Raw genomic sequence first — 26,953 nt, forward strand, 5'->3', positions numbered from 1 at the left:
GCCCGAGCGGGCGCGAGCCCTACCGGACCGGCCGGTCGTCTCCGGACGGCGTCCGCACCGGCGTGCGGGACAGGAACAGCCCGAACACCGGCGGCTGCGCCTGGAGCATCTCCAGGCGCCCTCCGTCGGCCTCCGCGAGGTCACGCGCGACGGCCAGCCCGATGCCCGTGGAGTTGCGACCGCTGATCGCCCGCTCGAAGATCCGCGCCCCGAGGTCGGCGGGCACGCCCGGCCCCTCGTCGGTGACCTCGATCACCGCCTGGTTCCCGATGACGCGAGTGCGCAGGGCCACCGTGCCGCCGCCGTGCATGAGCGAGTTCTCGATCAGGGCGGCCAGCACCTGCGCGACCGCGCCCGGCGTGCCCACGGCCTGCAGATGCCGCTTGCCCGAGCTGACGACGGCCCGACCGGCACTGCGGTAGGCCGGCCGCCACTCCTCCAGCTGCTGCTTGATGACCTCGTCCAGCTCGAAGGAGACGGCCGAGCCGTTACGGGGGTCGCGGGAGTTGGTGAGCAGCCGTTCCACGACGTCCGTGAGGCGCTCGACCTGGGTGAGCGCGATGTGCGCCTCCTCCTTCACCGTGGCGAGGTCGTCGGTGAGGGTGATCTCCTCCAGCCGCATCGACAGCGCGGTCAACGGCGTACGCAGCTGGTGGGAGGCGTCCGCCGCGAGGCGCCGCTCGGCGGTCAGCATGCGGCCGATGCGCTCGGCGGAGGCGTCCAGGACGTCCGCGACCCGGTCCAGCTCGGGGACGCCGTACCGCTTGTGGCGGGGGCGGGGGTCGCCGGAGCCGAGCCGTTCGGCGGTCTCGGCGAGATCGGTGAGGGGGGAGGCGAGGCGGTTGGCCTGGCGTACGGCGAGCAGGACCGCGGCGATGACGGCGAGCAGGGCGACCGCCGCGATGATCAGCAGCGTACGGCCGACCTCGCGGCTGACCGCCGAGCGGGACTCCTCGACGGTGACGGTCTCGTCCTTCTCGCCCCTGGCCTCGTGGCGGATGACGTCGCCGACGGGCTTCTCGCCGATCTCGATCGTGCTCTGGCCGGGGATCTCGATGCGGGCGTAGCGCTGGTCCCCGACCTGGTCCCGCAGGACCTCGGCGGTGATCCGCTCGTCGCCGATGATGCGGCTGTCCACGATGCTCGTCAGCTGGACGGCCTCGGACTCCACCCGTTCCTGGGCGCTGTTGCTGATGGTGCGGGTCTCGACGATGACGAGGGAGACCCCGAAGACGGCGATGACGACGAGAACCACGGCGAGGGTGGACTGGATGAGACGGCGGCGCACGGTGCCCTCCGGACGGGGCGGGGTGTTTTACGTGGTCCGATGTGCCGCTGCCTTGGGCGGCACCCGGGCCGGGGGCTGGACGGGGGCGGGCGGCGCCCCCCGGCGCGGACGGGGTGACGCACGCGCCCCGTGGCGCCCCGGCGACGCGCGGGCGCGCGGCCGGGACGACGGGGTGGGCGGCCCCGTCCGGGTTCTAGTTCTTCTCGAACCGGAACCCGACGCCTCGTACGGTCGCGATGTACCGCGGATTCGCCGCGTCGTCGCCCAGCTTCTTGCGCAGCCAGGAGATGTGCATGTCGAGGGTCTTGGTCGAGGACCACCACGTGGTGTCCCAGACCTCGCGCATCAGCTGGTCGCGGGTGACGACCCGGCCCGCGTCGCGCACGAGCACCCGCAGCAGGTCGAACTCCTTGGCCGTGAGCTGGAGCTCGTCGTCGCCCATCCACGCCCGGTGCGACTCGACGTCGATCCGCACCCCGTGGGTGGCGGGCGGCTGCGCCGGCTCCGCGGCGCCGCGCCGGAGCAGGGCCCGGACACGGGCCAGCAACTCGGCGAGCCGGAAGGGCTTGGTGACGTAGTCGTCGGCGCCCGCGTCGAGGCCGACGACGGTGTCCACCTCGTCGGCGCGCGCGGTCAGGATGAGGATCGGCACGGTGAGGCCCTCGGCGCGCAGCCTGCGGGCCACCTCCAGGCCGTCCATGCCGGGCAGCCCCAGGTCCAGGACGACCAGGTCGACGCCACCTTGCATACCGGCGTCCAGCGCGGTGGGGCCGTCCTCACGGACCTCCACCTCGTACCCCTCCCGGCGCAGTGCGCGAGCCAACGGCTCCGAGATGGACGCGTCGTCCTCGGCGAGCAGTACACGGGTCATGGGGTGATGGTAGTCCGCCGAGAACCGCAGGTGGAGGGTGATCGGCAAGCACGATTCACACCTTGCCCGAGGGTTCTCTTACCTGCCCCCGGCATGATCCACGGCGGCGGGCGTTTCGTCCCGCCATCGCATGAAGATCCGCGCCGTCGGATGGCGACACGTGCCGGACATGTGGAGGCAGGTGCAGGGTGTGTGGCGGCAGGTGCAGGACGTGTGGCATCGCGTGAAGGCTTCGCGGGGTCACGCGAAGAACGCGCCCGGATCCGGTGCGGATCACGAGCCGATCCTGTGGGGATGATGCCCCCGGTGCCGCACGGTGTCCCGCCGCAGCCTGCGTCTACGCGCCCCCAACCCTGCAATGACCTTCGAATAGTTCCGCACGGTTGCGTTCTTACCTGTGATCCGCCTCTCAAGCCCTTCCGTCTCCCGCAGTCTTCTGACGTATGGTGACGGAACGCCTGTAGCAACACGAGGGGACCTTTGGCGGCATATCCGTGCTGAAGGTCTCCTTCCTGTGCGTAATGACCTGTGGCCGGGCCCCGGACACGCGGGACGCATCGACGCGTCGACGCGCGTAGAGGGGCGTGGATCCCGGCGGTCGCCGTCCGCCGTCCCGTGACCCGGGGCGGACTCCCCCCGGCTTCGGGGCGGACGTTCCGGCCCGACCGGTGCCGGCCGCCCCTCCACCGGGCGCGCGCCCCACGTGCGCCGTCCCGACCTGCAAGGAACGACCATGGCGTCCAGCCTGACGAAGGACTCGGCCGGCCGGGGAACCCCCGGCACCGAGGGCACCTTCTTCGGCCACCCCCGCGGACTGGCCACTCTCTTCATGACCGAGATTTGACATCCTCCCCCTCTTAAAAGAGGGGGATTCCAACCCATGTGGGTTGAGGTTCACGGACGCTCGACCGCTTGGTGGGCGGTGTCGTCCCTCCGGCACCGGCTGCCGGCACGCGGTCGGTACCGATGACACGGAAACCCTCGTGCACATGCTTCCTGCGCCACGTCGGCTCCCCGAACCCGGACGTGAACCGGGCATTCTTGGCCCGGGCGAAGTCCTTGAGTGCCTGCTGCTGAACATCCGCGTTCCCCGCACCCAGCCACGCGTTGTCCCGCCGGGCCTCGGTGAGCTGACGGCACTGCTCCACGAAACCGGGCGCGGACTTACGCCACCGCCGCCAGTGCGCGTGCTGCTCGACGGCGAGGTTCCAGACGTAGCGCGCGTGCGCGCAGTGCGTGAGCATCTGCTCGGCCTGCGCGCGCGACGGGTACATCCGGAAACGCGCCATGCCACAAACCTAGACACCCCGTTCTCCTCCCGCGCACGCCTTCGACCGACATCACCCGTGAGAGTGACCGGCAACGCCTTCGTCAGCCTGGGCAACCCCGACCACACACCGGCCGATCTACGGAACGGGCCGCCGCACCTCCGGGCCCTTTCCCGGTCACTGACGTGTCGCCCCGGGGCCGATGGCCGTGTCGGTTGCGGTGGCGGTTTCCGTGTCCGCGCCCATGCCCGCGTCCGCATCCGTGCCCGTGCCCGTGTCGGGTGTGAACCACGGCAGGGTTGGGGCCGGGGCCGTACGTGAGGGGGAGGGCATACGAGGGTGTGCGTGGGCGGCGGTCGAGGGGCTCGGCCGGGGCACCCACGCGGGGAGCCGCGGCCCGCGCCTGTGCCCCTCGGGAGCCCTGCGCGCCGGGCGTGCCCGGTCCACCGCCGCCATCCCGATCCGGAACAGCGTCGCCGGTACGACGAGGCAGAGCATCAGCCAGAAGAGGGTGACGCCCCAGGGGCGGCCCACGGTCCACGGCTGTTCGGCGAGGACCCTGCCGCCGTACTCGAGGGAGACGGTGTAGTCGCCGTGCGCTCCGGCGGCGAGGTCGACGGGCAGGATGATCCGGGCCTTGCCGCCCGGCCGGATCGTCCCGCGCCAGCGCTGTTCCTCCCAGCGTGGCGCGAACACGCCGTGGGAGGTGCCGACCTGGAAGACGGGGTTCCTGACCGGCGAGGTGCCGACGTTGCCGACGGTGAGGACCAGTTCACGGGCAGGGGGCGCGCCGAACCAGGTCAACAGCCCGCCGGAGCCCGTCAGTCGAGCGTCCCTCAGCAACGAGAGCTGCCCGCCGGCCGCCTCCCTCGGCAACGGTTCGACCGAGTGCCCGGCGACCTGGAAGGCCGCGTCGGCCGCCGCCTTCGGGCCCGTGATGGTGGAGACGTGCACGACGCACGGACACGGCACCGGGGGCTCGGACACCGGCAACTCCCGGCGGAAGCGGCCCTCGTCGTCGGCGGTGACGGCCCGCCCGTCGGCGTTGGCACAGGAGTCGGTGCCGTCGGGCACCCCCCGCGCCGGCGTGGACCGACCGCAGATCAGCACCATCAGGATCGCCTTCGGCCGCCAGCCACCACCGGTCACGGTGACCGAACCGCCGGTCCCGGCCTGTGTCTTGGACAGCTTCACGGTCGGCTTGTCCGCGGCCTGCGCGCTCCCGCCGCCGAAGGGCGCCAGGAGCACGACGACGAGGGCGAGCACCACCGTGAGCGCCGAGATGCGCGGGGTGGGGTTCTGTGTCGGGTGCGCCGCCGGGACCGGCCGCCTTGTGATCACGTTCCGGCTCCCGTCAGCGACGTACCGCCTGGTTCCTGCGTGTCACCCACAGAGCCCCCGCCGCGCCCGCGAGCAGCACCGTGCCGCCGAGCGTGCCGAGCGCGACCGCGGAGTCCAGGGGGCCGGTCCGCGGAAGCTCGCCACCCGAGCCGCCCGAGCCGCCGGTGGCGGACCCGCCTCCCGTACCGCCCGAGGTGCCCCCGCTTCCGGCGGTGACGTCCAGGGTCAGCGAGGGTCCGGGCTCGTTCCCCGGTGTGCAGGTCGTCACCGTGCCGAGAGCCTTGATGGTGAGCACACCCGCGGTGAAGTCGACCTTGCCGGTCTTCTTCGGGGTGTACGTACCGCTCAGATCATTGATCTTGATCGGTGTGTTGGCCGGAATCGCCTCCTGGTTCGCCGGCCCGGTCACCGTGAGCGTCCCGCTGTCGGCCCCGCCCAGCACGATCGTGGCGCTCGGCGTCATCGCGCCCTTGCCCAGCTCGACCGGGCTGGACGACACGCCTTGCTGCCACGACATCGTGATCTTGTAGCCGTCGCCGCTCTCGACACCCTTGATGTCGATCGGCGACACCGCGGACTTGTCCCCGATGGGCGTCTTGCAGTTGTACTCGACGTCCACGACCTCGGCATGGGCCACCGGGGCGGCCATCAGCACCGCTGAGCCGGCCAGGGCCGCGAGGGACGCGAGCGCGGCGGTTCGTTTCTGGTACGTCCGGTACGACACCTCGGCACCCCACATTTCTGACGGAACATCAGATCGGCGGCTCAAGGTACGCCGGGGCCCGTGGAGAAGGAAGACACACGCAGGTGTCGGATGAGTGTCGATGAACCGGGGAGGCTCCACGCCGATCAAGTCCGCCGGTTCACCGGGGACGGGTTCGCCGATCCATGGCGACAGGTTCGCCGGTCCATGGCGACAGGTTCGCGGGTACACGGTGACGGGTCGGCAGGTCCACGGGGGTGCCCCCCTACGCCTACGAGGCGCCCCGCACAGCGAACGCCGACCGCCGACCGCCACGGATTCGCGGCCGTCGGCGCATCACGCTCCCACGGGGCTCAGGCCGGTGCCCCCAGCTCCGCCCACACCGTCTTCCCGGACTCCCCCGGGGCCCGTACGACCCCCCAGTCCAGACACAGCCGCTGCACGATGAACATCCCGTGCCCGCCCGGCCGGCCCGCCCGGTGCGGCGTCCGGGGCGCCGGATTGCCCGCGCCCCGGTCGGACACCTCGATCCGCAGCACCTTGTTGTCGCACCCGATGCGCAGCTCGGCCGGGCCCTCCGCGTGCAGGCACGCGTTGGTGACCAGCTCGGACACCACCAGCAGGACGTCCTCCGCCGCCGCCCGCTGGTCCGCGGTCGCGGCGGGCAGCCAGCCCCACTCGTGCAGCGCCTGGCGGGTGAAGTCGCGGGCGAGCGGCACCACCCCGCTCTCGCCCTCGAAGCTGAGCCGACGGGACTGACGACCCGTGGAGGGGGCAGCGGGCGGGTCCGCCCCGGGCACCCCCGAAGCGCCGCCGGCACCCGGTTCCGGGCCGCGGTCGCCCGGCGAGAAGGGCCGGGTGGTGCTCATCAGCGCTTCACCTCACCGATTCACCAGTACACGATTCAGGACTCATCAAGGGTGCGGGGCGCGGCCCCGCGGTACGTGCTGTCTTGTGCTGTCATCCGTTGCGCCATCCGTACTTCCCGTCACACTTCGCCGTACCGCCGAGCCACCGTCGACTCTCCGCCGCGCCGCCGTCGAGCTCCGCCGGACCGTCGCCGGGCCGCTGCCGGAGCACCGCCGTACGCCCCACCGCCCGTCCACGCCGCCCCGCCACCGAGCCTCCCGCGTCACGGCCGACCCGTTCGCCGACCCGTTCAGGATGTCTCCTGCCCGAGCGAACCGTCAGAACACCCATGTTTTCGGCACAGAAGCTGTGACGCGAACAACCAACGGGTCGGGACGGGGGCCCAGGGCCGACCTCGCAGGCCGGACGGGCCTGTCCGACGGCTCCGGCGACCGGAGCGACGGCCCCCTCGGACAGGAGCGCGGCCGACCGGCGCGGACCTAATCGCCGAGGGCCGCGTCGAGGGTGTCGTGGACGGTGAACACCGCGTCCGCCCCGGTGATCTCGAAGACCCGCGCCACCGCCGGGAGCATGCCCGCCAGATGGACGCCACCGCCCCCCGCCTCCGCCCTGAGCCGCACGCCCAGCAGGACGTTCAGCCCGGTGGAGTCGCAGAACTCCAGCAGCGAGCAGTCCACCACCAGACGCGTGAATCCCTTTTCCAGGCAGCTTTCGAGTGGCTCGCGCAACAGATCGGCGGTGTGGTGATCCAGCTCACCCGCCGGCGTCACGACGGCACTGGAGCCCTCTTCCCGCACCTCGACCCGTAGCCGGCCCGACTGTGCGCTGCCGACCGTCCCACGGTCCATGCCGTCTCTCTCCCGACCGTTGTGACTGCTGACTCGGCCTCGAACACTACGCCTTCTCCACACTCTCCGACACCCGAACAATCCCCCGAAAAGGGACATTTCAGTACACCACGCACTTGCGACGACGTCCTGAAACCGGGTAGGGCTAGTAGTGCACCAAACGACACGGCCGGCTTTGGAGGCGCCGCACACCGCAGTGCACGTACAGGCATCGGCGGCCATATGCCGAGAACGATGGAGGACATCATGTCACCCCGGCTCGACGCATCGCATACCCAGAGGGCGACGTCGGCATCCGCCCCGGAAGAGACTCAGGACGACCTCGCCCATGATCCGGGCGACGCGCTCGCCGACCTGCCGGAGATCCCCCCGTTCGACGAGGTGGGACCGGTGGACGCCCGGGCGCTGTCCAAGACCCTCTTCGAGCGGCTGGAGTCCCTCGAGGAAGGCACGTACGAGTACTCGTACGTGCGCAACACGCTCGTCGAACTCAACCTGGCCCTGGTGAAGTTCGCCGCCTCCCGGTTCCGCTCCCGCAGCGAGCCCATGGAGGACATCATCCAGGTCGGCACGATCGGCCTCATCAAGGCGATCGACCGCTTCGAACTGAGCCGTGGCGTCGAGTTCCCCACGTTCGCGATGCCGACCATCGTCGGTGAGATCAAGCGTTTCTTCCGTGACACGAGCTGGTCCGTGCGGGTGCCGCGCAGGCTGCAGGAACTCCGGCTGGACCTCGCCAAGGCCGGCGACGAGCTGGCCCAGAAGCTCGATCGCGCCCCCACCGTGGGCGAGCTGGCGGAGCGTCTGGGGCTGACGAAGGACGAGGTCGTCGAGGGCATGGCCGCGTCGAACGCGTACACCGCCTCGTCGCTGGACGCCCAGCCCGAGGAGGACGACTCCGAGGGCGCGCTGGCGGACCGGATCGGCTACGAGGACCACGGACTCGAAGGCATCGAGTACGTCGAGTCCCTGAAGCCGCTGATCGCCGGACTGCCGCCGCGCGACCGGCAGATCCTCTCCCTCCGCTTCGTGGCCAACATGACGCAGTCCGAGATCGGGGACGAGCTGGGCATCTCCCAGATGCACGTCTCCCGGCTGCTGTCCCGCACGCTGGTACGGCTGCGCAAGGGGCTGACGCTGGAGGAGTGAGCGCTGCCACTGCCACCGTCGACGAGCACGGACGACCGTGACGGCGACGGCGGCAGCGGCAGCGGCAGCGGCAGCGGCAGTGAATGAAGTCGGCCGGGTGCGGCAGGAGTTCCGACACTCCTCCCGTACCCGGCCGAACCGTTTCCGGCCTGCCCACTCTCTCGCCCCCTTACCGCAAGAAACCCCTTCCCTTCGGTTCACCTTCCGTCACTATGGTCACGCGCCAGACTGTTCGGTGTCCCAGAAGCCGACTGGCGGGCACGGGGGTGCGAGGAGGCACGAGGATGACTCGGGCTCGGGACGAGCGCCCCGACGACGACAGCCATGAGAACCGGCAGGGCACCGGCGCGCCGGACGCACGCCCCGACGACGGGTCCGAGCACCGGCACGCAGACGCGTCCGACGCGCGGCTCACCGCTCTGTTGCGCACCGACTCGCCGATCGCGTACACGGCCCTGCGCGAGCTGCGCGAGCGCCACCACCCGTCGGTCCTCTCCTACGCCCGGCTGTGTGCCGCGAGCGAGTCCTCGGCCCGGGAGCTGGCGACGCAGGCGTTCACGATCGCCACCCGGGAGACGGCGCGCGGCTCCGAGGCGGCCGTCCCCTGGCGCCATCAACTGCTCCTGCTGACCGTCCGGGTGGCCGCCACCTGGACCACGGACGAACACGCGACCGGTCTCGCGCCCGCCCTGCGCCCCGTGCTGGCCACGGCGGGCCCCGACGGCCCCGTCCCGCCCCTGCTCGCGGCGTTCCGGTCCCTGCCGACCAGGCCCCAGGGGCTCATCTGGTACGGCGTCGTGGAGCAGGAACCGGAGGACCGCACGGCCGTGCTGCTCGGTCTCACCCCCGACGACGTGACGTACATGCGCGAGTCCGCGCTCCAGGCCCTGCGCCAGGCCTGTCTGCGCGTGCGTCTCGCCGCCTCCGACGACCCGCGCTGCCAGGACTTCCGGCGGCTGATCGAGGAGTCCGTACGGCCGGACTCCCCTCGCCACAGCACCGATCTGCGCGCCCACATGGAGCACTGCCCCTACTGCTCGGGCGCGTACGAGGAGCTGTGCGCCCTGCGCGACAGCCCGCGCGCGACGCTCGCGGAGGGGTTGCTGCCCTGGGGCGGTACGGCGTACACGCGGGGCGGAGCCGGCAGGCGGGCGGGCGCCGGTGCGGCGGCGGACTTCTCGGAGCCACGGAACGGTGCGGACGGCACCGGCGGGACGACCGGCGGGACTTGGGCGGGCGCCGGAGCGGGCGGGTGGGCGGGAGCCGCGGCCGCTGACGCCGCCGCGGCGGAGGCATGGACGGGGTCCGGCCCGGGCGACGGGTCCGGCGGGAGCGGGGTGCCCGGGTCGGGCATGGGGCCCGGCTCCGGCTCCGGCCCTGTCGGGTCAGGATCCGGCGCCCACCGCGGCGGACCCGGTGGCGGTGCCGGTGCCGGTGCCGGGGATCGTTCCGTGGACGGGGCGGCTGCGGAGCCTTCGGGCGGTGCGTCCGCCTGGGCGGAGGCCTGGGCGGGGCCCGGGGACGGGACCTGGGCAGGGGTGGGGGACGGAGCCGGAGCGGTAGCCGGGGCCGATGGGGAAGCCTTGGCCGGGAACAGGGCCGGGCCCTGGGCGGCGGAGGGACCCGAGACGGAGCCCTTCACCACCGCGAGCGGGGCCGGAGTCTGGACGGCGGAGGGCGGCAGTGGGGCGCGGGGGGCGGGTGCCAAGTGGTCCCGGTCCCGGCGGATCGTGCTCACCTCGGTGGCCCTCGGGGTGGCGCTGGCGCCGCTGCTGGCCTTCCTGGTGTTCTCGGGGTCGGTCGGCTCGTCGTCCTCCGACGACGCGGCCGGTTCCGGCGGCACGCCCGCGGCGCCGCCGTCTGGGGCGGTGGCCCCCACGGTCCCGTCGAGCCCGACGCCGTCCCCGACCCCCTCGCAGACCGCGAGCCCCTCGAAGCCCCCGCGGAAGGAGAAGCCGACGCGGAGCCCGAGCCCGAGTCCGTCCGACACGGGCCCGCCGACGCCGTCGTCGCCGTACGGGCCGCCGCTGAGCGGTGCCTACACGCAGGTGGTGAACATCGCCTCGGGGCTGTGCCTGGACATCCGGGGCGAGCTGGCGAAGGGCACCGACGTCGTCACGGCCACCTGCTCCTCGCGCGCCACCCAGCGGTGGCGTGTCGACTCCGGGCGCGACGCCCTGCAGTCGTTCGCCGACCCCGACCTGTGCCTCGACAGCCGTGGGGCGATCGACGACGGTGTGGGCGTCTGGGAGTGCGACTCGCTCGACGGGGACAACGGCGACAACCTCAGGTTCGAGGTCGACTCCCGGGGTGCGATCCGCCCGGCGATCGCAGGACGGTTCGCCGTGACGCCGGACGTGCTCGGTTCCGTCGGCTTCACCGTGGCCTCGGGGCGCGACGGGCAGCGGTGGCGGGCCGGGTCCGGACCGGCCTCTGCCTGAGACCGGTCCGAGCCCCGTGCGATCCGGTGCCGGTCAGACGACGCGGACGCCCCTGCGCCACACGCCCGTGACCAGCGGCACCCCGGGACGGTAGGCGAGGTGGACGTGGCTGGGCGCGTCCAGCAGGGCGAGATCGGCGTACGCGCCCGGCGTGAGCCGGCCGACGTCGTCACGGCGGAGCGCCCGCGCGCCCCCCGCCGTGGCCGACCAGACGGCCTCGTCCGGTGTCATCCCCATGTCCCTTACGGCGAGGGCGACGCAGAAGGGGACGGACGAGGTGAAGGACGACCCCGGGTTGCAGTCCGTGGAGAGGGCGACGGTGACGCCCGCGTCGAGGAGCCGGCGCGCGTCCGGCCACTCGGCGCGGGTGGAGAACTCGGCGCCCGGGAGGAGGGTGGCGACCGTCCGGCCGTGCGCGAGGGCGTCCACGTCGGCGTCGGTGAGGTGGGTGCAGTGGTCCGCGCTCGCCGCGTCCAGTTCCACGGCGAGCTGGACGCCGGGGCCGTACGACAGCTGGTTGGCGTGGATGCGCGGGTGCAGGCCCCTGGCCCGGCCCGCCGTGAGGATCGCGCGGGCCTGGTCGCCGTCGAAGGCGCCCTTCTCGCAGAAGACGTCGATCCAACGGGCGTGCGGCGCGCAGGCGTCGAGCATCTCGCCGGTGACGAGGGCGACGTAGGCGGCGGGGTCCTCGGCGTGGTCGGGGGAGACGATGTGGGCGCCGAGGTACGTCACCTCGTCCGTGTGCCGGGCGGCGATGCGCAGTGCCCGCGCCTCGTCCTCGACGGTCAGGCCGTAGCCCGACTTGGTCTCGAAGGTGGTCGTGCCCTGGCGGAGGGCCTCGCGGAGGTAACGGGTGAGGTTGGCCTCCAGTTCCTCGTCGGTGGCGGCGCGGGTGGCGGCGACGGTCGTACGGATGCCACCCGCGCTGTAGGCCCGGCCGGACATGCGGGCGTTGAACTCGGCGGTCCGGTCGCCCGCGAAGACGAGGTGGGAGTGGGAGTCCACGAAGCCCGGGATCACCGCCCGTCCACCGGCGTCGACCCGATTGTCAGTGGCGGGTGCTTTGCTCTGATCACCGGTCCACGCGATGCGGTCGCCGTCGATGACGACGGCCGCGTCCTGGATCAGTCCGAGAGGGGAACCGTCGCCGAGGGAGGGGTCGTTGGTGACCAGGGCAGCGATGTTGGTGATGAGCGTGCTGGCGGTGCTCGCCGAGTGGGCGGGGCTGTCGGTCGTCGGGCTGCTCATGGCGTCCTTGGTTGCCTGGTCGGCGGTCGGTTCGGGGTCGGGGTCGAGGTCGGGTCCGGGGGCCGGGCGCTCGGATGGTCGGGCGGGTTTCATCCGCGCAGTGCCGCGACGGCGTCGGCGAGGGCTTTCGGCACATCCGGTACGAGCGCGTGCGCCCCGTCCCGTACGACGTGCCGACCTCCCACCACCGTGTGCGACACGTCCGCTGCCGACGCGGCGAATACCGCCGTCTCCGCGCCCAGCCGTGGCAGCGGCCCCGCTGTCCTGACCGAGTCGAGCGCGATCGTGGTGAAGTCGGCGAGCGCGCCCGTCTCCAGGGCGCCGGCGTCGTCCCAGCCGATCGCCGCGTGGCCGTCGGCCGAGGCCGCCCGCAGGAGGGCCGCCGCCGTCCAGTGACCGCGCGTACGGGTGCGCAGCCGCTCGTTCAGCTCCATAGCCCGCGCCTCTTCGAGCAGGTCAATGACGGCGTGGCTGTCGGAGCCGAGGGAGAGCGGGGAGCCCGCGCGTTGCAGGGCGACGGCCGGTCCGATGCCGTCCGCGAGGTCCCGTTCGGTCGTGGGGCACATACAGGTGCCGGTGCCGCTGTCGCCGAGGAGGGCGATGTCCTCGTCGGTGAGGTGGGTGTTGTGGACGCCCGTCGTGCGGGGGCCCAGCACACCGTGGTCGGCGAGGAGCTGGGCGGGGGTGCGGCCGTGTGCCGCGTGGCAGGCGTCGTTCTCCGCCGTCTGCTCCGACAGGTGCACATGCAGCGGGGCCCGCCGCTCCTCGGCCCAGCGCGCCACGGTCGCCAACTGCCCGGCGGGCACGGCTCGTACGGAGTGCACGGCAGCGCCGATCCGCGCGTGATCCCGGTCCTTGAGAACTGAACAGCGTTCCGCCCAGGCCTCCGCCGTGCCGTCGGAGAAGCGGAGCTGGTGGTGGTCGGGCGCCTTGCCGAAGCCGGCGGAGAGGTAGGCGGTGTCGAGGAGGGTGATCCGGATGCCCGCCTCGGCGGCCGCCTGGACGAGGGCCTCACCCATGGCGTTCGGGTCGGCGTACGGGGTGCCGCCGGGGGCGTGGTGCACGTAGTGGAACTCGCCCACCGCCGTGATCCCGGCCAGCGCCATCTCCGCGTACACGGCCCGCGCGAGGGCGTGGTAGGTGTCCGGGGTCAGCCGGTCCGCCACCCGGTACATGACCTCGCGCCAGGTCCAGAAGGTGCCCGAGCCGACCTGGACGGTGCCGCGCAGGGCCCGGTGGAAGGCGTGGCTGTGGGCGTTGGCGAGGCCGGGCAGGGTGAGGCCGCGCAGGACGACCGCGCCCGGGGGCGGGGTGGGCGTCCCGGTACGCACGGCGGTGATGCGGCCGTCGGAGCCGCCGGTGGTCACCGTGAGGGTGACGCCCGGCTCGACGTTCGTGCCGAGCCAGGCGTGTTCGAGCCAGTAGGTCGTCTCCGTCACCTGCGGGCCAGCCCTTCCAGTACGTCGGCGAGCGCGGTCACCCCGGCCAGGCAGTCGTCCTCGGCGGCGTGCTCGGCCGGGGAGTGCGAGACGCCTGTCGGGTTGCGCACGAACAGCATGGCGGTCGGGACGGTCCCGGAGAGGATCCCGGCGTCGTGTCCGGCTCCGGTTCCGAGCACCGGCACCTTCAGATCGGCCGTGTCCCGGCCCAGGATGCGGGCGATCTCGTCGCGCAGCGCGTGTTCGAACTCGACGACGGGCGTGAAGGACTCCCGGACGACGTCCAGTTCGATCCCGTGCTCCTGGGCGTAGTCGCGGGCCGCCTCCTCGATGGCGCCGACGACCGTGTCCAGTGTCGCCTGGTCCTCGGCGCGGGAGTCGAGCCAGCCGCGCACGAGGGAGGGGATGGCGTTGACGCCGTTCGGCTCGACGGAGATCTTGCCGAAGGTGGCGACGGCGCCGGCCAGCCGTGCCTCCCGGCGGGCCGCGAGGACGGTCTCCGCGTACGACAGCATGGGATCACGGCGGTCGACGAGGCGGGTGGTCCCGGCGTGGTTCGCCTCGCCCCGGAAGTCGAACCGCCACCGCCCGTGCGGCCAGATCGCGCTGGCGATCCCGACGGCGTCCCCGGACAGGTCCAGGGCCCGCCCCTGCTCGACGTGGAGTTCGACGAAGGCCCCGATCAGCGCGAGGCGTTCGGGATCGGGCCCGATGCCGTCCGGGTCGTAGCCGGCGGCCTCCATCGCCCGGGGCAGCGTGACGCCGTCCCCGTCGGTCAGCCGTCCCGCCTGCTCGGCGGTCAGCTGCCCGGTGGCCAGCCGTGAGCCGACGCAGGCCAGCCCGAAGCGCGCGCCCTCCTCGTCACCGAAGTTGACGATGGCGAGCGGTTTGTCGAACCGGGCGCCCCGGGCGCGGAGTTCGTCGAGCGCGGCGAAGGAGGACACGACGCCGAGGGGCCCGTCGAAGGCCCCGCCGTCGGGCACGGAGTCGAGGTGCGACCCGGTGACCACGGCGTCCCCGGCGGCGGGGTCGCCGAGCCAGGCCCACTGGTTGCCGTTCCGGTCGACCTCGTGGTGGAGTCCCCGGTCCCGGGCCTGCTCCTCGAACCAGGCCCGGCAGTCGGCGTCGGCGGCGGTCCAGGCGAAGCGGCGGTAGCCGCCGGAGCCGGGGTGCCGGCCGATGGGCCCGAGGTCGCGCCACATCTCGTGGAAGGAGGCGCCACCGGTGACGGGCCGGGGGGAGCGCTCGGCGTCGGTCCCCGTCGGGGTGCTGCCGCCGCGCCCCCCTGCGCGCTGGGTCACGCGTCCTCACCCTCGCGCATCGGCACACGTACGCCCCGGTCGTCGGCGACGGACTCGGCGATGTCGTAGCCCGCGTCGACGTGCCGGATCACGCCCATCCCGGGGTCGTTGGTGAGCACCCGGCGGAGCTTCTCGCCGCCCAGCTTCGTGCCGTCGGCGACCGTGACCTGCCCGGCGTGGAGGGAGCGGCCCATGCCGACGCCGCCGCCGTGGTGGATCGACACCCAGGACGCGCCGGAGGCGACGTTGACCATGGCGTTCAGCAGCGGCCAGTCGGCGATCGCGTCGGAGCCGTCGAGCATGGCCTCGGTCTCGCGGTAGGGGGAGGCGACGGAACCGGAGTCGAGGTGGTCGCGGCCGATGACCAGCGGGGCCGCGAGTTCACCGGAGGCCACCATGTCGTTGAACCGCTCGCCGGCCTTGTCCCGCTCGCCGTAGCCGAGCCAGCAGATGCGGGCCGGCAGGCCCTGGAAGTGGACGCGCTCGCCGGCCATCCTGATCCAGCGGTGGAGGGACTCGTTCTCCGGGAACAGGTCCAGGAGCGCCCGGTCGGTCTTGGCGATGTCGGCGGGGTCGCCGGAGAGGGCGGCCCAGCGGAAGGGGCCCTTGCCCTCGCAGAAGAGGGGCCGGATGTAGGCGGGGACGAAGCCGGGGAAGGCGAACGCCCGCTCGTATCCCGCGAGTTGGGCCTCGCCGCGGATGGAGTTGCCGTAGTCGAAGACCTCGGCGCCGGCGTCCTGGAAGCCGACCATGGCCTCGACGTGCCGGGCCATCGACTCACGCGCGCGGGTGGTGAACCCGGCCGGGTCCTTCGCCGCGTAGGACGCCATGTCGTCGAAGTCCAGGCCCGTGGGGAGGTAGGACAGCGGGTCGTGGGCGGAGGTCTGGTCGGTGACGATGTCGACGGGTGCGCCCATCGCGAGGAGCTGGGGGACGAGGTCGGCCGCGTTGCCGAGGACACCGATGGACAGCGGACGGCGTGCGTCACGGGCCTCGACGGCCAGCTGGAGGGCGTGGTCGAGCGAGTCGGCCTTCACGTCGAGGTAGCGGTGCTCGATGCGGCGCTCGATGGCACGGGGGTCGCAGTCGATACAGATCGCGACGCCGTCGTTCATGGTCACCGCGAGGGGCTGGGCTCCGCCCATGCCGCCGAGGCCGGCGGTGAGGGTGATCGTCCCGGCGAGGGTGCCGCCGAACTTCTTGGCGGCCACGGCGGCGAAGGTCTCGTAGGTGCCCTGGAGGATGCCCTGGGTGCCGATGTAGATCCAGGAACCGGCGGTCATCTGGCCGTACATGGTCAGCCCGAGCTGTTCCAGCCGGCGGAACTCCTCCCAGTTGGCCCAGTCGCCGACGAGGTTGGAGTTGGCGATGAGGACACGGGGCGCCCACTCGTGGGTCTGCATGACACCGACGGGGCGGCCCGACTGGACGAGCATGGTCTCGTCCTGCTTGAGGGTCCGCAGGGTGCGGACCATGGCGTCGAAGGAGCGCCAGTCGCGGGCGGCCTTGCCCGTGCCGCCGTAGACGACGAGCTTGTCGGGGTGCTCGGCGACCTCGGGGTCGAGGTTGTTCTGCAGCATGCGCAGGGCGGCTTCCTGCTGCCAGCCCAGGGTGCTGAGTTCCGTACCGCGCGGCGCTCGAACGGGGCGGGGTCCTGACACGGTCTGCCTCCTCGCTATACAGCAACTATTCACATCCTGACTTGCTGAATAGAGCTAGTCAATACAGCCGTAGGACCAGCGACGGCACGCCAGGGGTGTTTGGCTGGAGACAGTGGCCCTCTGGGCTCGGACGACGACACGACAGCGGGGGACGGGATGGGAGACGTGACGAACGGGACCGGCGGGGAGAGGCCCACCACCCGGCACGAGGGGGCCGCCGGGGACCGCCCCCGGCACCGGAGCGAGGCACAGGAGGAGCGCATCGACGGGCAGAACGGGGACGGCGAGCCCACATTGCGACTGTTCGACACCGACGGCGAGCGGGCCGCCCGGCGGGACGAGGCCGTGCGGGCGGCCGTGGAGCAGGGGCTGCTCTCCCCCGGCACCCCGGTCGTCGCGCTCCTCGACGTCACCGGGATCCGGGCCTCGGCGGGAGCGCTGCGCAGGGCGTTCGACGCGGTGACGGCGCCCGGGACGCCCGTGCTGCACGCGTTCGCGGTGAAGGCGACGCCGCTGGTGCCCGTGCTGCGGCTGCTGCGCGAGGCGGGCATCGGCGCGGAGGTGGCCAGTGCCGGGGAACTGGCCCTGGCGCGGGCGGCCGGGGTGTCGCCCCGGCACACCGTGCTGGACTCGCCCGCCAAGACCCCGGCCGAGCTGCGGGAGGCGCTGGCGCTGGGCATCGCGGTCAACGCGGACAATCCGCAGGAGCTGGACCGGATCGACGCGCTCGTCCGGTCGGCCCCCACCCGCTCCCCCGTCGGCATCCGGGTGAACCCGCAGGTCGGCTCGGGCGCGATCGACGCGCTGTCCACGGCGACGGCCACCTCCAAGTTCGGCGTGGCGCTCCGGGACGAGGGCGCCCGGGAGTGGGTCGTCCAGGCGTGTCTGGACCGGCCCTGGCTGAGCCGGCTGCACGCGCACAGCGGATCCCAGGGGATGCCGCTGTCGCTGATGACACGGGGGATCACCGAGACGTACGAACTGGCGGAGGAGATCAACCGGCGGATCGGGCGGCGGCAGATCGACACGATCGACATCGGCGGCGGGCTGCCGGTGAACTTCGCGTCGGAGGCGGCGACACCGACGTACGAGCAGTACGCACGGCTGCTGGCGGAGGCGGTGCCGGGGCTGTTCGACGGGCGGTACGGGCTGGTGACCGAGTTCGGGAGGTCACTGCTCGCCAAGCACGGGACGATCGTCGCCCGCGTCGAGTACACCAAGCGCGCCGGCGGGCGCGCCATCGCGGTCACGCACGCCGGGGTGCAGGTGGCGACGCGGACGGTGTACGCGCCCGGGTCCTGGCCGCTGCGGATCGCCGCGTACGACGCGAAGGGCCGGGTGAAGACCGGGCCGGTGGCGGTGCAGGACGTGGCGGGGCCCGCCTGTTTCGCGGGGGACCTGCTGGCCGAGGGGCGCTCGCTGCCGTTGTTCGAGCCGGGTGACTACGCGGCCGCGCTGGACACCGGCGCGTACTACTTCGCGCACCACTACGCGTACAACTCCCTGCCCCGGCCCGGGATCTACGGGTACGCCCCCGGGGAGCCCGGGGAGGGGGAGACGCGGTTCGCGGTGGTGCGCCGGGCGCAGACCGTCGAGCAGATCGTGGCCGAGGCTGGCGGAGCGGAGAGGTCGGGGCTGCTGGGGCTCTGACCGGCGACCGCCGGCTGGGATGACCGTGGTGCGGCAACCGCGCGGGCCGGTCGTGGCCGGTCGCGCGGTCCCCCGCACCCCTGGATCGCCCGGGGGTGCCCGGCCGGGAGTCGCGCACCCACTCGTACGCCCCTCACGCCCCCCAGAATGAGGGACACCCGGCGCCTCGTCCGCGCCCCGCATGCGGGCCTGCCGCATAGGCGCACCTCAGCGCACCGGCGTACCGCCCGGCTCCCAACAGCGGTGAAAAGCAGGCAAGTCGGCCTACCTTAGTCGCCCTTCCGCATGTTCCGCTGGAAAATGCCAGATCGCTCACCCCTCGCGCACACGTTGCGTAGCGTCTGCGTCACTCAGCCGAACCGCAGGCAGGAGGGGAGCCACGGTGCCCGGAATCGACGAGTGTCTGGTGGAGGCCATGAGGCTGCCCGGTGCCCTGGGCGCCGCGGTGGTCGACTGGACCAGCGGACTGGCGCTGGGCACGGTCGGGGAGGCACCCGGCGGTGACCACGAGACGACCGCGGCGGAGGCGGCGGAACTGGCGCGGCTCGCGGCGGAGCACCGGGCGTTCGCTCCGGAGGAGGGCTCGGACTGGTCCGGGGCGGATCTGCCGGTCGAGGACCTGATCGTCAGCAACCGGGACACGTACCACGTGCTGCGGTTCGTGCGGACGACGTTCGACAGCAGTGTGTTCCTGCACCTGTGGCTGGCCCGTTCGGACGGCAACCTCGCGCTGGCCCGGATCCGGCTCGGCGAGATGGCGGGACGGCTGGTGCTGGCATGAGCGTGATCACCACACCGGCGCCCCCGCTGCCCGTGCGCGGCGAGCACTTCCGGCAGGCCGTCTCCCCGATGCTGAGCCGTCTCGCCGCCGAGCGCGCCACCGGCGTACTGCTGCGCGAGACCGGCTCGCTGTACCTCTCCGAGGGGGAGGTCGTGCACGCCGAGAGCCCCCGCTCCCCGGGTCTCGACGTGCTGCTCGCCACCGGCGGCGTCCTGGACCGCGACGGCTGGCGGGAGGCGGTCGACACGGCCGGGGCCGGGCTGCGGGTCGGGCGCTTCCTCGTGGACAGCGGCCGGGTCGCGCGGGGTGCGCTGGAGCTGTGCCACGTGGGGGCCCTCTTCGACGCGGCGTACTTCGTGCTGGCCCCGAGCAGCGCGCCGGCCAGCTTCCGTTACGGGGCCGCGCACTGGCTGGGGCCGATCCGTCCGGTGCCGGTGGCCGCCGTGGAGCGCGAGGCCCGGCGCCGCCGTGACCTGCTGCACCGCATCTGGCCCGACCCGGAGACGGACGACGCCCCGCTGACCAGGGCCGCGGACCGGCACGTCCCCCCGGTCCCGGCCCGCCAGGGAGCCGTACTCGGCCAGGTGAACGGCCTGCGCACGGCCGCCGAGATCTCCCTCGCCCTGGGGCGCCCGGCCTTCCACACCCTCGTGGACGTACGGCGGCTGGCGGCAGCGGGGCTGATATCCGCGACCCGGCACAGCCCGGCGAGAACCCCACCGGTGCCGGCCGACCCGGACCACCGCACCCGCACCGGCCACCCCGAGCACTCCCCCGCCACCCACCCCGGCCACGCCACCACGCCGCCCGGCCCGGACCGCCTCGCCCCACCGCCCGGCCCGGACCGCCTCGCCCCACCGGCCGGCCCGGACCACCTCGCCCCACCGCCCGGCCCCGACCACCTCACCTCACCGATCGATCCCGGCCGTCACGCGGCTGCCGGACCCGCGGCCGGCGGCGGGATCCCACCCGTCGCCCCACCTTGGCCCCTCACCACCACAGACCCCGACGTGGCTCTACTGCAAAGGCTCAGGGATGCGCTGGAGGCCCTTTGAGCGGCAGCGGGAGCGTCCCGCCGAGAGGAGACTGCTCATGGCCGCGGAGGCCGAAGTCCTCGACGAACTGCACCGGTTGAGGGCTCGTGTACCCCAGCTGACCGGCGCCCTCGCGGCCAGCGTGGACGGGCTGGTCCTGGCCCACGACACCCCCGGTGTGGAGCCGGAGGGCCTGGCGGCGCTCACCGCCGCCGCCCTCGGTGTCGCCGTACGGATGACGGACACCGCCGGCCGGGGCGAGCTGCGCGAACTGCTGCTGCGCGGCGACCACGGCTATGTGGCGACGTACGCGGCGGGCTCCTCCGCGGTGCTGACCCTGCTGGCCCAGGACCGGGTCAACGTGGGCCGGCTGCACCTGGAGGGCCGCCGGGCCGGCGGCCGGATCGGTGAGCTGATGGACGCCGCGCCCCGGCCGGACGAGGCGGCCACGCCCGAAGCCCGGCCGGTCACCCGGAACCCGGCCCGCGCGGTGGCCCGGACGACGAGCACGAGCACGAGCGCGGCCACGACCGCCGCCTCGTCCCCGGCACCGGCCAAGGCCACGGTCAGGTCGACCATGCCCCGCCGCACCCCCCGTGCCACCACCCCACGCGCCACCCCCCGAACCACTCCCAACGCACCCACCACCACTGAGAGTTGAAAGGACCACACACCATGACCAACACCGAGACCGCGCTGAAAGAGGCCCTCGCGTCCATCGAGGGCGCGACCGGCGCCGCCCTGGTCGACTACACCAGCGGCATGGCGCTGGGCACGATCGGCGGCAGCAAGGGGTTCGACCTCACCGTCGCCGCCGCCGGGAACACCGACGTCGTCCGCGCCAAGCTGCGCACCATGGAGCACCTCGGCCTCAAGGGCGAGATCGAGGACATCCTGATCACCCTGTCCGACGCGTACCACCTGATCCGACTGATCACCGGCCGCGGCGGCAACGGCCTCTTCCTCTACCTGGTCCTCGACGCCAAGCGGGCCAACCTGGCGATGGCCCGGCACCAGCTGAAGCGGATCGAGGCGGAGTTGGAGGTCTGACCCGGCCGACCCAGCCGACTCCGGGCTCTGGCGGCGCACCCCACCCGGGGAGCGCCGCCGAGCACGTTCCCGGCGGCCACGAGCCGCCACCACCTGGGCCGACCTCACCCCATCCCGCACACCCGTGCGAACACCGCCCGTCCCTCTCCGTTACCGTGTCCGCCCTGAACCAGGAGAAGAGGATGACAGTGGGCAGAGCGGTACGGGGGACGGCGCTGGCTCAGTTGGCGCTGCTTGCCGGGGTGCTGACGGGGTGCTCGGACTCGGCGGGGGACGGCGGCGGGAAGCCGTCGGCGAGCGCCGGCAGGTCGGCGGACACAGGGTCCGAAGCGGGAGCGGGGGCGGAGTCGTCGGCGGACGCCGTCAAGAGCGGCGGCAGCGTCGGCCCGGCCGGTTCCGCCTGCGAACTGCCGGTCACCTTCGAGACCGCCGAGAAGTGGCGGCCGGAGGCCGTCGAGACCGGGGCGCCCGACGGTGGGAGCGGCTCCGAGGAGGACGACCTGGCGGCCGAGCTGGCCGAGGGGCTCCTGCACCAGGGCCCGTTCACCGCCGCGTGCGAGATCGACGCCAAGCCCGCCGGGAACATCGGTTTCATCCGCGTCTGGACCGGCGGGGCGGGCGCGAAGGGCGGGGACGCCAAGGCGCTGCTCAAGGAGTTCGTGGCGGCCGAGGGCAATACCAGCAAGGCCCAGTACCGCGCGTTCTCCTCGGACTCGGGCGTCTCCGGCGCCGAGGTCGAGTACCTCTACACCAGCGAGGCCCTGGAGGAGACCAAGAAGGAGCGGGCCTTCCTCACGGTCACCCCGAAGGGCCCCGTCGTCGTCCACCTCGGCGGCCTCGACACCCAGGAACACGAGGAGATGCTCCCGGCGTACGAGCTGGCCAGGCGGACCCTGAGCACCGGCTGACGAGCCGCCCCGGGCGGTTTTTCGGGCGGAGCCGCGGCGCGTCCCGACACCCGGGCCCGGGCCGGGCGGGCGCCCGGCGGGGCGGTCTACCGCCGCCCGCCCCCGGGCGCCGCGTCACCCGCGCCGAGTCCGGTGACCCGGTATCCGCCCACCCGCTTGCCCGTGGGCCCGCCGCCCCGTGCGGACAGCCGGTCCACGGGGACCCAGTGGAGCCGGTCCGCGGCGAGTTCACGGCGGCCGAGCCAGGCCGCCTTGAGGCGGAGGCCGGTGCCGAGTCCGGCGAGGAGCAGGCCGCCCGCCGCGGGGAGCGCGAAGGACGAGCCGAGGGCGAGCGCGAAGGCGAGCAGCAGCCACCAGCGGTGACCCCGGCGCCAGTTGCGCAGGGTCACGGCACGGTCCTGGAGGACGTCGTGCTTGCCGGCGCGCACGGCCGCGCGCTCCGGCGCGAGATACCGGCCGCGCCGGGCCCACGCCACCGCGCCGGCGGCGACGAGGAACAGCGCCGCCCCGGCCAGCACACCGATCCGCCGGCCGGTCAGCCCCGGCGGCACCACCCCGGCCCCCGCCGCGACCACTCCCAGCCACCACAGCGGCGCCGCTCCGGCCCGCACCACCACGGCCACCCGAGCAAGCCCCTGCCCTCCGCGCGCCACGCTTCCCCGCCTCCCGTGAACCCGACGTCGTACGACAGTGGCGGGCACGTTATCCGGCGAACGTGAAACGCGTCTGAGAATCCGGGATCGCCGGATCACTCCCGGCCGGGAGGGCTACTCGACGAACAGGCCCCTGCTCGCCGCCCTCGCGTCGAACTCCTCCAGCCGGGCCTGGGCCTCCGGCAGGTCGTCGCACATGGCCTCCAGGAGCACCCGGCCCAGCAGCATCGGGGCGCAGGCGGTGTCGAAGGCGAGCCCGGTGCCGACGGCGGCGGGCAGCAGCAGGTCGGAGACCTTGGCGACGGGCGCGAACGCGGAGTCGGCGACGGTGACGACGAAGAGGCCCGCCTCCTTGGCGTAGGCCAGGGTCTCGACGACCTCGCGCGGATGCCGGGGCAGCGCGAAGCAGAGCAGGGCGCTCGCGCCCGCGCGTACGGCGGCGTCGATACGGTCGTGCAGCATGCTGCCGCCCTCGTGCAGCAGCCGTACGTCGGGGTGGACCTTGGCGGCGAAGTAGCCGAAGCCGTACGCCTGGGAGGCCGCGGCCCGCAGTCCGAGCACCGGCAGCGGGCGGGACGCGGCCAGCAGACGCCCGGCCCGCGCGACCGGCCCGGGGTCGGCGAGCACCTCGGCCAGATGCCGCAGGTTCTCGATCTCGGCCTCGACGGCCTGCTGGTACTCGTTGTACGCGGTGGTGTCCGGGGTGGGCTCGGCGGGCGCGACGTCCCGCAGGTGCCGGCGCAGCGCCGGGTAGCCGTCGAAGCCGAGCGCCACCGCGAAGCGCGTCACGGACGGCTGGCTGACCCCGGCCAGCTCCGCCAGCTCGACGCTGGACAGGAACGGCGCGTCGGCCGCCCGCCGCACCATGCTGTGGGCGATGCGCCGCTGCGTGGGCGTCAGCCGGTGGCCCTCGAAGAGCGCCTGCAGCCGCGCGGCGGGACTGTCCGTCACGCCGCTGCCCTTGTCCGCGCTCATCACGCGCTCCCCCTCGGTGGATCCGCCTGGACGTCCGTCCAGATCTCGGTGAACCGGTCGAGCAGTACGGCCGCCGCGCTCACGTCCGCCGTCAGCGGCCGGTCGGCCGGGTCCGCGTCGAGCACGGTCTCGGCCAGTTCCAGCGCCCGTCCGACGGGCAGTGCGGGATCCGGCCGCAGGTCCCGTTGGCGCAACGCCCGCACCGCGGCGACCAGTTCACAGCCGACGACCAGCCGGTACGCGCCGCACGCCCGCAGCGTCTGCCGGGCGGCGAGCGAGGCGAAGCTGGCCTGTTCCTCGACGCCCCGGGAGAGTACAGCGTGCCCGAGCGACGCGGGCGCGGAGAAGGCCCGCAGATCACCGAGGGCGGCTCCGGCGGCGTACTCCAGGATCATCACGCCCGAGGAGGCGGGCTCGTGGTCGGCGAGGAAGGGGCGCAGCCGGGTGTACGCGGGCTCGTTGAGCGAGGAGAGCCGGGAGGTCGACAGCCGCGCCACCTGTGTGACGGCGAGTCTGAAGTGGTCCAGGGCGAGGGCGAGTTGGGCCTGGTAGAAGCCGCCGTGGTGGTAGGCGGCCATGTCCTCGGGGCAGATCAGGGGGTTCTCCGCCGCCGCGTTGATCTCGATCTCCAGGACGCCCTCCAGCGCGTCCGCCGCGTCCAGCGCGGGCCCGTGGATCTGCGGCAGGCACCGGAAGCCGTACGGGTCCTGGATACGGCCCAGCGGGGGCGTGGGCCGGTCGGACGCCCCGATCAGCTCCCGCATGCGCCGGGCCACTTCGCGCGACCCCCGGTGGGCGCGCGCGACGTGCACGGGCGCCGCGTACGCCTCGTGCGAGCCGTCGACGGCGAGCAGCGACAGCGCGGCGACGACCTGCGTGGCGGCGATCAGGCCCCGCAACTCGTGGAGCGCGAGCGCGGCCTGTCCGAGGGTGAGCGCGTTGCTGCTGATCAGCGCGAGGGCGTCGTTGTTGTCGAGCGGCTGCGCCTCGGGCACCCCGGAGCCGGCCTCGAACCGCGCCCCGGCCGCCCCGCCCGCCCGTGCCCCGCCCACCCCCGGCCCGCGCCACGGGTGCTCCCCCGCCAGTGCCAGCCCCATCTGGGCCAGCGCCGCGATGTCCCCCGTCCCGACGGAACCGAACTCGTTCACCACGGGGTACGCCCCGCTCTCCAGCGCCTCGCAGAGCGACGTGACCACGCTCGGCCGCAGCCCGGCGCCGCCCGCGAGCAGCTGGTTGGCGCGGACGGCGAGCATGGCCCGGACCTGCCGGGCGGGCAGTTCCTCCCCGATGGCCCCGGCGTGACTGCGCAACAGCCGCAGACCGTGTTCGGCGGCGGCCTCGGTGGGCACGTCCTCGCTGCGGTTGGCGCCGACGCCGGTGGAGCGGCCGTACACCCGTCCGGTCGCCGCGATCTGCCGGGCCGCGTCCCAGGACTCCTCGACCCGGCGCATCGCCTCACTGCCGGGCACGGGCCGCGCGCTCCCGTCGGCGAGCCGGACGATGTCGGCGACCCCGACGGCATGCCCGTCGAGGACGACGAGACCGGCCGGAACGGCCGCCACGGCGACGGCGGGGGCGTCCGACGCGCCCACGATCGGAGAGGACTTCACCGCAGCCTCCAGCCCCGTACGGACACCGGGCGCTCAGACACCGGATATTCAGACACTGAGAACTCTGCATGAGGCTATACAGGCGGGGCAAGAGATGCCGGGCAGGGAATGCCGGGCGGTGATCGCCGGGCACCACCTGGAACCCGGCACAGGAAGGGGCGGGCAGGGACGGGCGAGAGCGACGACCGCGCCGGGAGGGCGGGCCGGGGCCACGCAGGCATACCGGTGCGCCAACAGGGGGGCTAACCCCAGTGCCAGGCACCCCCCGGCTCCCTACCGTGAAGAGCATGACCGGTATGGATGCTCGTGACACCCGGCTCGGGGACACCGAGCTAAAGAAGGAACTCTCCGCCACCCTGCACGCCCGCCGGGAGCTGGGCGAGGACTACGAGTCCGCGCTCGTCGACTCGTTCCTGGAGAAGGTCGACCAGCGCATCGACGGGGCGGTGGAGCGCCGGGTCCGGCGTCAGGTCGCCGAGCAGCAGATGGTGGTGGCCCGGGGCAGCAGCGCTCCCAAGTCGACGTCGACCGACGGCTGGGGCGAGCGCTACGGCTTCGGCGTCGTCTCGCTCGTCGTCGCCATCCCCCTGTCCGGCATCGGCGGCGGCGTGGCCGACCTGCGCGGCCTCTTCGTCACCTGGGCGGGCATCGTGGGCGTGAACCTGGCCTGGGCGCTGCGCGGTTCGTCGGCCCTGCGCCGGCGCGGGGGAAAGAGCGGCGACACGGACTGGGAGGGGTGACCCGCACGAGGTTTCCGGAAGAGTCCGGAAGAGATCTGCGCGGGGACCGCCGCACCCCCGTGTGACGGGGGGCGGGACGACGGCGGTCCCCGCGGGGGACGCGGGCCGGGTCAGGACCGGGCTTACGCGTCCGTGGCGTCCATGGAGGTCCGGGAGCCGCTCCGGAGGTCCTTGACGCCGTTTCGGTCGTCGGCCGGGGCGGGGAGCCGCTCCCGCCCTGCCGACATCCACCAATGTGCCGGACCCGTGTTAAGCGAGTGCTGCGCGGACGTGACGCGCTCGTACCACTTCTGCGAAGTCAAACCCCCGCCTCGCAACAATTTTCGACACAGGGGGCCCTTTGCGGGCATTTCGTCGCCGCGTCCGGCCTCCGGCACGTCCCGCGTTCGGCACGTCCGGCGTCCGGCACGTCCCGCGTTCGACTCCGGCACGTTCGGTGTCCGGCACGTCCCGCGTCCGGCACGTCCGGCGTCCGGCACGTCCCGCGTCCGGCTCCGGCACGTCCCGCGTCCGGCACGTCCCGCGTTCGACTCCGGCCCGTTCGGCGTTCGGCACGTCCGGCGTCCGGCACGTCCCGCGTCCGGCTCCGGCACGTTCGGTGTCCGGCACGTCCGCCGAACGCCACTCCGGCCGCTACACCCCGCCCTTGGCGAGGAACGCGAGCAGGTCCTGCCGGCTGACGACACCGGTCGGCTTGCCCTCGACCAGCACGATCGCCGCGTCCGCCCTGCCGAGCACGGTCATCAGGTCGCCCACCGGCTCACCGGAGCCGACCTGCGGCAGCGGTGCCGACATGTGCTTCTCCAGCGGGTCGTCGAGCGAGGCGCGCTGGGTGAACAGGGCGTCCAGCAGCTCCCGTTCGACGACGGACCCGACCACCTCGGCGGCCATGACGTCCGGGTGACCGGCGCCGGGCTTCACGATCGGCATCTGCGAGACGCCGTACTCGCGCAGCACCTCGATGGCCTGGCCGACCGTCTCGTCCGGGTGCATGTGGACGAGGGAGGGGATGGCGCCGTGCACCTTGTCGTTCAGGACGTCGGCGACGCGCGCGCTCGGCCCCTCGTCCTCCAGGAAGCCGTAGTCGGCCATCCACTCGTCTAAGTCAATCTGTGAACCGTAGG

General features: G+C 73.4%; 23 protein-coding genes and 1 pseudogene. 9 read left to right on the forward strand and 15 right to left on the reverse strand.

What is annotated here, in order from left to right; genetic code table 11:
- Positions 1–19: 19 nt before the first annotated feature.
- The 7 genes from ACWCRJ_RS30765 to ACWCRJ_RS30795 form a co-directional block, all read right to left on the reverse strand.
- A complete protein-coding gene (locus tag ACWCRJ_RS30765) occupies positions 20–1,288 on the reverse strand; it encodes an ATP-binding protein (RefSeq protein ID WP_013003091.1) in 1,269 nt (422 codons plus the stop codon).
- Between the two features lie 193 nt (positions 1,289–1,481).
- Positions 1,482–2,159, reverse strand: coding sequence for a response regulator transcription factor (locus ACWCRJ_RS30770; RefSeq protein WP_450942370.1), 678 nt, complete (start codon positions 2,157–2,159; stop codon positions 1,482–1,484).
- Positions 2,160–3,016: 857 nt separating this feature from the next.
- Positions 3,017–3,448: a helix-turn-helix domain-containing protein gene (locus ACWCRJ_RS30775; RefSeq protein WP_450942371.1), complete on the reverse strand. Its 432-nt coding sequence runs from the start codon at positions 3,446–3,448 to the stop codon at positions 3,017–3,019.
- 156 nt (positions 3,449–3,604) lie between these two features.
- A complete protein-coding gene (locus tag ACWCRJ_RS30780) occupies positions 3,605–4,768 on the reverse strand; it encodes a hypothetical protein (RefSeq protein WP_450942372.1) in 1,164 nt (387 codons plus the stop codon).
- Positions 4,769–4,781: 13 nt separating this feature from the next.
- Positions 4,782–5,507, reverse strand: coding sequence for a peptidase (locus ACWCRJ_RS30785; RefSeq protein ID WP_450942373.1), 726 nt, complete (start codon positions 5,505–5,507; stop codon positions 4,782–4,784).
- A gap of 317 nt (positions 5,508–5,824) precedes the next feature.
- Positions 5,825–6,340, reverse strand: coding sequence for an ATP-binding protein (locus ACWCRJ_RS30790; protein ID WP_450942374.1), 516 nt, complete (start codon positions 6,338–6,340; stop codon positions 5,825–5,827).
- A 480-nt stretch (positions 6,341–6,820) separates the two neighbouring features.
- Positions 6,821–7,189: an STAS domain-containing protein gene (locus ACWCRJ_RS30795; RefSeq protein WP_450942375.1), complete on the reverse strand. Its 369-nt coding sequence runs from the start codon at positions 7,187–7,189 to the stop codon at positions 6,821–6,823.
- A 234-nt stretch (positions 7,190–7,423) separates the two neighbouring features.
- Between ACWCRJ_RS30795 and ACWCRJ_RS30800 the strand changes: the two genes are divergently transcribed.
- Positions 7,424–8,338, forward strand: a complete 915-nt coding sequence (locus ACWCRJ_RS30800) for an RNA polymerase sigma factor SigF (protein WP_450942376.1) — start codon at positions 7,424–7,426, stop codon at positions 8,336–8,338.
- Between the two features lie 284 nt (positions 8,339–8,622).
- The gene (locus ACWCRJ_RS30805; RefSeq protein WP_450942377.1) at positions 8,623–10,779 is read left to right on the forward strand and encodes a ricin-type beta-trefoil lectin domain protein; all 2,157 of its coding nucleotides are present in this window, start codon (positions 8,623–8,625) and stop codon (positions 10,777–10,779) included.
- Positions 10,780–10,812: 33 nt separating this feature from the next.
- On the opposite strand, the gene hutI is transcribed toward ACWCRJ_RS30805, so the two are convergent.
- From hutI to hutU, 4 genes are read right to left on the reverse strand one after another with little or no spacing between them, the layout of a single operon-like run.
- Positions 10,813–12,120, reverse strand: coding sequence for an imidazolonepropionase (gene hutI, locus ACWCRJ_RS30810; protein ID WP_450942378.1), 1,308 nt, complete (start codon positions 12,118–12,120; stop codon positions 10,813–10,815).
- The gene (locus tag ACWCRJ_RS30815; protein WP_450942379.1) at positions 12,117–13,466 is read right to left on the reverse strand and encodes a formimidoylglutamate deiminase; all 1,350 of its coding nucleotides are present in this window, start codon (positions 13,464–13,466) and stop codon (positions 12,117–12,119) included. The genes hutI and ACWCRJ_RS30815 overlap by 4 nt, the downstream gene beginning before the upstream one ends.
- Positions 13,463–14,767 carry an allantoate amidohydrolase gene (locus tag ACWCRJ_RS30820; protein WP_450942380.1) on the reverse strand — a complete coding sequence of 435 codons (1,305 nt, stop codon included), beginning with the start codon at positions 14,765–14,767 and terminating at the stop codon, positions 13,463–13,465. Before ACWCRJ_RS30820 ends, ACWCRJ_RS30815 begins: the two co-directional genes overlap by 4 nt.
- Positions 14,764–16,428: a urocanate hydratase gene (gene hutU, locus ACWCRJ_RS30825; RefSeq protein ID WP_450942381.1), complete on the reverse strand. Its 1,665-nt coding sequence runs from the start codon at positions 16,426–16,428 to the stop codon at positions 14,764–14,766. Before hutU ends, ACWCRJ_RS30820 begins: the two co-directional genes overlap by 4 nt.
- Positions 16,429–16,584: 156 nt before the next feature.
- Between hutU and ACWCRJ_RS30830 the strand changes: the two genes are divergently transcribed.
- The 6 genes from ACWCRJ_RS30830 to ACWCRJ_RS30855 all read left to right on the forward strand — a co-directional run bounded on the left by ACWCRJ_RS30830 (position 16,585) and on the right by ACWCRJ_RS30855 (position 21,851).
- Entirely contained in the window at positions 16,585–18,078 is a 1,494-nt protein-coding gene (locus tag ACWCRJ_RS30830) for a diaminopimelate decarboxylase (RefSeq protein ID WP_450942382.1), read from the forward strand.
- A gap of 382 nt (positions 18,079–18,460) precedes the next feature.
- Positions 18,461–18,859 (forward strand): hypothetical protein, encoded by a 399-nt coding sequence (locus ACWCRJ_RS30835; RefSeq protein ID WP_037692967.1) that lies wholly within the window; start codon positions 18,461–18,463, stop codon positions 18,857–18,859.
- The gene (locus ACWCRJ_RS30840; RefSeq protein ID WP_450942383.1) at positions 18,856–19,914 is read left to right on the forward strand and encodes a hypothetical protein; all 1,059 of its coding nucleotides are present in this window, start codon (positions 18,856–18,858) and stop codon (positions 19,912–19,914) included. The genes ACWCRJ_RS30835 and ACWCRJ_RS30840 overlap by 4 nt, the downstream gene beginning before the upstream one ends.
- Positions 19,915–19,951: 37 nt before the next feature.
- Positions 19,952–20,554, forward strand: coding sequence for a roadblock/LC7 domain-containing protein (locus tag ACWCRJ_RS30845; RefSeq protein ID WP_450942384.1), 603 nt, complete (start codon positions 19,952–19,954; stop codon positions 20,552–20,554).
- Between the two features lie 14 nt (positions 20,555–20,568).
- On the forward strand, positions 20,569–20,943 hold the full coding sequence (locus ACWCRJ_RS30850; protein ID WP_037692964.1) for a roadblock/LC7 domain-containing protein: 375 nt from the start codon (positions 20,569–20,571) through the stop codon (positions 20,941–20,943).
- 182 nt (positions 20,944–21,125) lie between these two features.
- Positions 21,126–21,851 (forward strand): lipoprotein, encoded by a 726-nt coding sequence (locus ACWCRJ_RS30855; protein ID WP_450942385.1) that lies wholly within the window; start codon positions 21,126–21,128, stop codon positions 21,849–21,851.
- An 86-nt stretch (positions 21,852–21,937) separates the two neighbouring features.
- On the opposite strand, the gene ACWCRJ_RS30860 is transcribed toward ACWCRJ_RS30855, so the two are convergent.
- From ACWCRJ_RS30860 to ACWCRJ_RS30870, 3 genes are all read right to left on the reverse strand, one after another.
- The gene (locus tag ACWCRJ_RS30860; RefSeq protein WP_450942386.1) at positions 21,938–22,504 is read right to left on the reverse strand and encodes a hypothetical protein; all 567 of its coding nucleotides are present in this window, start codon (positions 22,502–22,504) and stop codon (positions 21,938–21,940) included.
- 114 nt (positions 22,505–22,618) lie between these two features.
- A complete protein-coding gene (locus ACWCRJ_RS30865; RefSeq protein WP_450942387.1) occupies positions 22,619–23,479 on the reverse strand; it encodes a MurR/RpiR family transcriptional regulator in 861 nt (286 codons plus the stop codon).
- Positions 23,479–25,089: an aromatic amino acid ammonia-lyase gene (locus tag ACWCRJ_RS30870; RefSeq protein ID WP_450942388.1), complete on the reverse strand. Its 1,611-nt coding sequence runs from the start codon at positions 25,087–25,089 to the stop codon at positions 23,479–23,481. The genes ACWCRJ_RS30865 and ACWCRJ_RS30870 overlap by 1 nt, the downstream gene beginning before the upstream one ends.
- Before the next feature lie 296 nt (positions 25,090–25,385).
- Here ACWCRJ_RS30870 and ACWCRJ_RS30875 point away from each other — a divergent pair, with 296 nt between their 5' ends.
- Positions 25,386–25,829 (forward strand): hypothetical protein, encoded by a 444-nt coding sequence (locus ACWCRJ_RS30875; protein WP_450942454.1) that lies wholly within the window; start codon positions 25,386–25,388, stop codon positions 25,827–25,829.
- A gap of 633 nt (positions 25,830–26,462) precedes the next feature.
- Here the strand turns inward: ACWCRJ_RS30875 and ACWCRJ_RS30880 are convergent.
- Positions 26,463–26,951: pseudogene (locus tag ACWCRJ_RS30880) on the reverse strand (CBS domain-containing protein); the annotation flags it as partial.
- Positions 26,952–26,953 lie beyond the last annotated feature (2 nt).

It is taken from the genome of Streptomyces sp. NPDC002324 (assembly GCF_053593335.1).